This is a genomic window from Enterobacillus tribolii (assembly GCF_003363015.1).
Taxonomy (GTDB): Bacteria; Pseudomonadota; Gammaproteobacteria; order Enterobacterales; family Enterobacteriaceae; genus Enterobacillus; species Enterobacillus tribolii.
In genome coordinates this window covers 1-6384 of sequence record NZ_QRAP01000024.1, presented here as the reverse complement: position 1 = coordinate 6384, position 6384 = coordinate 1, and the positions used below count along the sequence as shown (strand labels likewise).

The window sequence follows — 6384 nt, the reverse complement described above, 5'->3', positions numbered from 1 at the left end:
TCGCACTTGTTCAGGAACACGATGATGTACGGAACGCCTACCTGACGACCCAGCAGGATGTGCTCACGGGTCTGCGGCATCGGGCCGTCAGTCGCAGCAACAACCAGGATCGCGCCGTCCATCTGGGCAGCACCGGTAATCATGTTTTTAACATAGTCGGCGTGGCCCGGGCAGTCTACGTGAGCGTAGTGACGGGTCGGGGTATCGTATTCAACGTGAGAAGTGTTGATGGTAATACCACGCGCTTTTTCTTCCGGCGCGTTATCGATCTGATCAAATGCACGAGCCTGACCACCGTAGGTTTTAGCCAGAACGGTAGTAATGGCCGCGGTCAGGGTAGTTTTACCGTGGTCAACGTGGCCGATAGTACCGACGTTAACGTGCGGTTTTGTACGTTCAAACTTTTCTTTAGACATCGATTGTCCCTCTAAGACACGGATAAATCGGTGATATCACCACATCAACCACGCCAGCTGACAGCAGGCATGCTTATTGAATTTTGTTTACAGAGTAAAATCAGGGGGGAGAATGAAGGAGTGGTGCTGATAGGCAGATTCGAACTGCCGACCTCACCCTTACCAAGGGTGCGCTCTACCAACTGAGCTATATCAGCACAAACTTGGAGCGGGCAGCGGGAATCGAACCCGCATCATCAGCTTGGAAGGCTGAGGTAATAGCCATTATACGATGCCCGCATCCTGGAACTCGGCTACCTGATTTTTCTGTAGAACCGGGAAGTCTGTTATCTGTTCCCGTTACTTTCTGAGACATACGGCCCAAACTACGGCCTGCCACATCTCATCATAAATCATTCGCGAAGGCGAAAATGGTGGTGGGAGAAGGATTCGAACCTTCGAAGTCTGAGACGGCAGATTTACAGTCTGCTCCCTTTGGCCGCTCGGGAACCCCACCTGATTTTTTCACTTGATGGTGCCGGCTGCCGGAATCGAACTGGCGACCTACTGATTACAAGTCAGTTGCTCTACCTACTGAGCTAAGCCGGCATCAAGTGCAGCGCATTCTAGGTAGTGGCGGCGCTCTATGCAACAAAAAAATTCAGTTTTGCGTATCTTCGGTCATAAAACGCTCAAAAACAGTGTAATCTCTGTTTTCTTTGCGATAATCATTCCAATTTTCCATGTTACCCCCGCTGAAACAGCGATGTACTCTGCACGAAAATCGGGACTCTGCGCCCTAATATTGGGCAGTCTTCTATAATAATAACGCGCTTCCTCCCTGAAGACCGGCCGCTTCACACTGGCCCGCTCTTTGCTTGATGAATAAATAACATTATCCCGGAGGGCAATCTGATGAAAATCGTCCAACTCAATGCGGCAACGCTTCCCATTTACCGGTCGGAACTGGCGCGACTTCTGACGGACGCCATTGCTCACGGAGCCTCGCTGGGCTACGACACGCAAATCGCACACGCTGACGCAGAAAGCTATTTTCACAGCTTACGGCCAGAAATCGCTAAGGGAACCCTAATGTTATGGATCGCCCGCGATACGGAAAGCGTAGTCGGAACCGCTCAACTGGCGCTGTGCCAGAAGCCCAACGGGCAGAATCGCGCGGAAGTGCAAAAGCTGATCGTTCACAGCCGCGCCCGGCGTTTGGGGATTGCCCATCAGCTAATGACGGCATTGGAAGCTGCCGCAATGGCGGCCCGGCGTGGCTTACTGTATCTGGATACTCAGGCGGGTTCTGCTGCGGAAGCGTTTTATCAGTCGGAAGGATATCTGCGCCTGGGGGAAATTCCCGACTACGCATCTTCGCCGGACGGGCGCTACCACCCAACCGCAATTTATTACAAACGCCTTTTTACCCTGGAACGCCAGGCCAAAGCCGGTTGACCCCCATTTTCCGGCAGCCAATATTCTGGCTGCCGCGTTTATCCCGCTCTCCTTTCTTGATCGTATAACCGCCATCACGTAGATTGATACGCGTTTTTCAAAAAAATACCGTGTATCAATTGAAGCCGTTTATAATGGACGACTTATTTCATCCGGAGTGAATCTGCTCCTGGTTCGCGCTGACAGGCAGAATTAAGACTATGAAGAAAGAGCAATCTCTGGCGACGCCTTACCTGCAATTCAATCGCCAACAATGGGCGGCGCTGCGTGATTCTGTCCCGTTGACCCTGACGGAAGAAGAGATCATTAATCTCAAAGGGATTAACGAAGACCTTTCCCTGGATGAAGTTGCCCAGATTTATCTTCCCCTTTCCCGCTTGCTGAACTTCTATTTCAGCTCGAACCTGCGTCGCCAGGCAGTTCTGGAGCAGTTTCTGGGAACCAATGGGCAGCGAATCCCTTACATTATCGGCATCGCTGGCAGCGTTGCCGTCGGGAAAAGTACGACTGCCCGCTTATTGCAGGCGCTGCTCAGCCGCTGGCCGGAACACCGTAAAGTCGAATTGATCACCACGGATGGCTTTTTGCATCCTAACCATGTTCTGCAAGAACGTGGCTTGATGAAGAAAAAAGGATTTCCGCTGTCTTATGATATGCATAATCTGGTGCGTTTCGTTTCGGAAATAAAGTCTGGCGCTCCGAAGGTTATGGCCCCTCAGTATTCCCATCTTATTTATGATGTTATTCCGGACCGTTACAAAGTCATCGAACAGCCGGATATATTAATTTTGGAAGGTCTGAACGTTTTGCAGAGCGGAATGGACTATCCCCATGATCCACATCGGGTTTTCGTGTCTGACTTCGTTGACTTCTCTATCTATGTCGACGCGCCGGAAACATTACTGCAGGATTGGTACATTAGCCGCTTCCTGAAATTCCGCCAGGGCGCATTTTCCGATCCTGACTCATATTTCCACCATTATGCACAACTGCCGGAATCAGAGGCGGTCGAAATCGCGACGGGATTATGGAAAGAAATTAACGGGCTGAATCTGACGCAAAATATTCTCCCCACCCGCGAGCGGGCCAGCCTGATTATGACCAAAGGTTCAAATCATGCCGTTGAATGCGTACGTCTGAGAAAATAAAACCCTTGCGGGAGAAAGAGCGTGCTTTCTCCCGCCCCAACAAATTTATGCCCCCCGCAGCGATATTTCCCCACCGATGTAAGGCACAATTTCTCCGTCCTGCTCCAACAGTAATGCCCCCTGAGCATCAATACCCCGGGCAATGCCATAAATCCTTTGCTCGCCGATTAACAGCTTCACAGGCCTGTCGATAAAATTATCCAGAGCCTGCCAACGTGCGATAAAAGGCGCCAGCCCCTGAACTTCAAATGATTTTAGCGTTTCGCGCAGGCACTTGAGCAACCGGGCTACCAGAACATTTCGATCAACCGAGATGCCGGCTTCCTGCAAATTTATCCATTGCTGGTTAACAACATCAGGATCGGGCGTCCGCATTGAGAGGTTAATTCCCGCGCCGATAACAATATTCGCCGCATCACCGGTTTTTCCCGTAAGCTCAACCAAAATGCCGGAGAGCTTCTTATCATTCAGGTAGAGATCGTTAGGCCACTTAACTTTTACGCCCTCCGCGCCCAGCTCACGCAGTACCTCAGCCATCACGATACCGATAACCAGGCTGAGCCCCATCGCCGCCGCGGGGCCCTGCTCCAGGCGCCAGAACATTGAAAGGTAAAGATTCGCGCCAAAAGGAGAAAACCACTGGCGCCCGCGCCGTCCGCGCCCAGCTTGCTGATATTCAGCGACACAGGCATCACCGGATTGCAGCCCGGCTATCCGGTCCAATAAATATTGGTTGGTAGAATCAACCACGGGCAGCACCGTCACCCGTCCTTCAGGCAACAGGGCAGATATTTTCTGTTCATCCAGCAAATGCATAGGAGCGGGAAGACTGTAGCCTTTCCCCGGCACGGTGAAAACATCGATGCCCCATTCACGGATCGTCTGGATATGCTTATTGATGCCCGCTCTGGTCATGCCAAGCTGCTCGCCCAGCTGTTCACCTGAATGAAATTCGCCGTCAGAAAGTACGCCAACCAGCTTCAGAGGAACCGTAATATCTTTCATGACAGAGCCTCCACAGCATCAACCTCACCCTCTGCGGCAATAAATCTCACTTCCGGCTCCAGGTCTACGGAAAAACGCACCATAACCTGTTCACGTACATGCTTCGCCAGCAACAGAATATCCTGGCTGGTCGCGTTATCCTTATTGATCAGCACCAATGCCTGCCGCTCATGTACGGCAGCCCCTCCGATATGAAAGCCTTTCAGATCGCAGCGATCGATAAGCCACCCGGCCGCTAACTTTACCGAGCCATCACGCTGTGGATAGGCGGGCATATCAAGATAGTTTTTCCGGATACCGTCTGCATGCTCAGCACTCACAATAGGGTTTTTAAAGAAACTCCCGGCATTTCCGGTTACCGCAGGATCGGGGAGCTTCGTTCGCCGCATGTGACAAACGGAGTCAAATACCTGACGGGGAGTTACCGTTTGAGGATCAAGCTGTGTAAGATCGCCATAACTTAACACCGGCTGCCATTGTTTGGGCAATTGCAGGCCAATAGCCGTAATCGCATACCCATCGTGATAAGCATGTTTGAAAATGCTGTCACGATAACCAAAACAACATTCCTGGGCCGTTAACCGTTGTGTATCTCCGTTACGCAGATTTAGCACGTCCACATATTCACACACATGCTGGAATTCAACGCCATAGGCGCCAATATTCTGGATCGGTGCGGAACCGGCGCATCCGGGAATTAACGCCAGGTTTTCCAGCCCAAACATCCCTTCCTGCAACGTGTACTCAACTAACCGGTGCCAATTCTCTCCCGCTCCGACGTGCAAATGCCAGGCATCCGCATGCTCAGAAGCCACGATGCCCTGAATACGGTTGAGGATCACCGTGCCGGAAAAATCATCCAGAAACAGCACGTTGCTTCCTCCACCCAATATCAGTACAGGCTCCTGCTGACGGTGGCTCTGTTGCCAGGAGGAAAATAATGCATCCGGCGTATCGACAGTAATCACGCGGTTAGCATGAACGTTGAGTCCGAATGAGTTGAAAGCAGTAAGAGAAGTATGGGCAGTGGACATGAAACGACAATCCCGTTGAATAAAACTGCGCTTAGTCTACCCGATCCGGGGCTGCTTTGGCCCTTATTGCGACGATAAAAGGCAAGATTCACGCTGCTTCCGGTTAGAACTCTGCCGGAAGCAGCGCAGCGGCATATTACTTCTCACCCAAAACGTGGGTGATTGCCTGAATTTGCAGCGCCAGGCTTTGCAGCCCGCCGCCGGAAAGATACCAAAGATCCGGCGTGAGGTAGGCAATCCGTTTATGCTGAGAAGCCGGAGTGCTCTTAATATTCTGATCTTCTTCAAAAGCCTTCAGATCCATCTTTTCCGCGCCAATAGCGGCGCTTCGGTCAATGATGAAAATAGCGCCGGGAGAAAGTTGTGCGATCTCTGCGGGAGTTACCGCTTTACGCTTGTTCTCCGTTCCTTTTTCAGCAGCCGGGAAGGCCAGCTTCTTCGCTTTCAGCACGTCAAAAATAATAGCCTGATGTGCCGGAAGCAGTTTGCCGTTATTGTGCATCAGGGCCAGAGAACGTATCCCTGCCCGTTCAATTTGCGTCTGGGACTGTTTCACCTGAACAAGAAGCTTTTCCCACTCTTTTCCAACGGCATCCGTTGCCCCAAAAATCTGCCCCAGGACCTCGAGATTGCCTTTCAGTGAAGACAGGTAGTCTTTACCGTTGATGCTGAGATTCAGCGTCGGAGCAATCGCGGATAAGGCGTCATAGGAAGCCCCCTGACGACCGGTAATAATGATCAGGTCCGGTTTCAGTGACGTAATCAGAGCAACATCCGGCGTTTTCATTCCACCGGCATCAGCCATATTCGCCGGTACATGTTGTTTAAGATAATCAGGAACATTTGCACCGGGAAGGGCAACAACGCGCTCATTAAGCCCGAGCTGAAGTAGCGAATCGTAGGTACCAAAATCAAAAAGCACAACGCGCTGGGGATTCGTCTTCACTTCCGTCGTACCCGAAGCGTGAACAATCGTCAGGCTGTCTGAATTGGTTACTGTGATAGAAGCCTGCTGAAATTTGGCGGCGTCCTGAGAAAATACAGAAGGAGTGGCAAAGGTTAGTGCAGAGGCAATAATCAGAGGGAACAATGATTTCATAATAAGCATCCAGGCTAACAATAGAAATCGTATTCTAGATGAACATTGCCTTAAATGATAATGAAAATCATTAATAAATCGAGTTGAGTAAAACCCATAATTGAGTAAAACCCACAAATGCAAAAACCCCGGCCTTCCGACCGGGGTTCTCACTGATAAAAGCCTGGCAGTTCCCTACTCTCACATGGGGAAGCCCCACACTACCATCGGCGCTACGGCGTTTCACTTCTGAGTTCGGCATGGGG

Annotated in this window: 6 protein-coding genes, 4 tRNA genes and 1 rRNA gene; 2 read left to right on the top strand and 9 right to left on the bottom strand. The window is 51.1% G+C overall.

All coding sequences use genetic code 11. From position 1 onward, the window contains the following. The 5 genes from C8D90_RS21785 to C8D90_RS21765 all read right to left on the bottom strand — a co-directional run. On the bottom strand, positions 1-416 hold a 416-nt coding region (locus tag C8D90_RS21785; RefSeq protein WP_115460550.1), incomplete at its 3' end, for a GTP-binding protein. Positions 417-537: 121 nt separating this feature from the next. Beyond that, positions 538-613 (bottom strand) — tRNA-Thr (locus C8D90_RS21780). Positions 614-620: 7 nt separating this feature from the next. Continuing rightward, a tRNA-Gly gene (locus C8D90_RS21775) sits at positions 621-695 on the bottom strand. A 132-nt stretch (positions 696-827) separates the two neighbouring features. Further along, positions 828-912 (bottom strand) — tRNA-Tyr (locus tag C8D90_RS21770). 16 nt (positions 913-928) lie between these two features. Then, positions 929-1004 (bottom strand) — tRNA-Thr (locus C8D90_RS21765). Positions 1005-1310: 306 nt separating this feature from the next. On the opposite strand from C8D90_RS21765, the gene C8D90_RS21760 reads away from it, so the two are divergent. Together C8D90_RS21760 and coaA are read left to right on the top strand one after the other, a co-directional pair. Further along, positions 1311-1853 (top strand): GNAT family N-acetyltransferase, encoded by a 543-nt coding sequence (locus C8D90_RS21760; protein ID WP_115460549.1) that lies wholly within the window; start codon positions 1311-1313, stop codon positions 1851-1853. 200 nt (positions 1854-2053) lie between these two features. Continuing rightward, positions 2054-3001, top strand: a complete 948-nt coding sequence (gene coaA, locus C8D90_RS21755) for a type I pantothenate kinase (RefSeq protein ID WP_115460548.1) — start codon at positions 2054-2056, stop codon at positions 2999-3001. A gap of 45 nt (positions 3002-3046) precedes the next feature. Here the strand turns inward: coaA and birA are convergent, their stop codons facing one another. The 4 genes from birA to rrf all read right to left on the bottom strand — a co-directional run. Next, positions 3047-4006, bottom strand: coding sequence for a bifunctional biotin--[acetyl-CoA-carboxylase] ligase/biotin operon repressor BirA (gene birA / locus C8D90_RS21750; RefSeq protein WP_115460547.1), 960 nt, complete (start codon positions 4004-4006; stop codon positions 3047-3049). After that, the gene (murB, locus tag C8D90_RS21745) at positions 4003-5040 is read right to left on the bottom strand and encodes a UDP-N-acetylmuramate dehydrogenase (protein ID WP_115460546.1); all 1038 of its coding nucleotides are present in this window, start codon (positions 5038-5040) and stop codon (positions 4003-4005) included. Before murB ends, birA begins: the two co-directional genes overlap by 4 nt. A gap of 136 nt (positions 5041-5176) precedes the next feature. Further along, positions 5177-6139, bottom strand: a complete 963-nt coding sequence (locus tag C8D90_RS21740) for an ABC transporter substrate-binding protein (RefSeq protein WP_162844447.1) — start codon at positions 6137-6139, stop codon at positions 5177-5179. Between the two features lie 161 nt (positions 6140-6300). Beyond that, positions 6301-6384 (bottom strand): 5S ribosomal RNA (gene rrf, locus C8D90_RS22585); the annotation flags it as partial.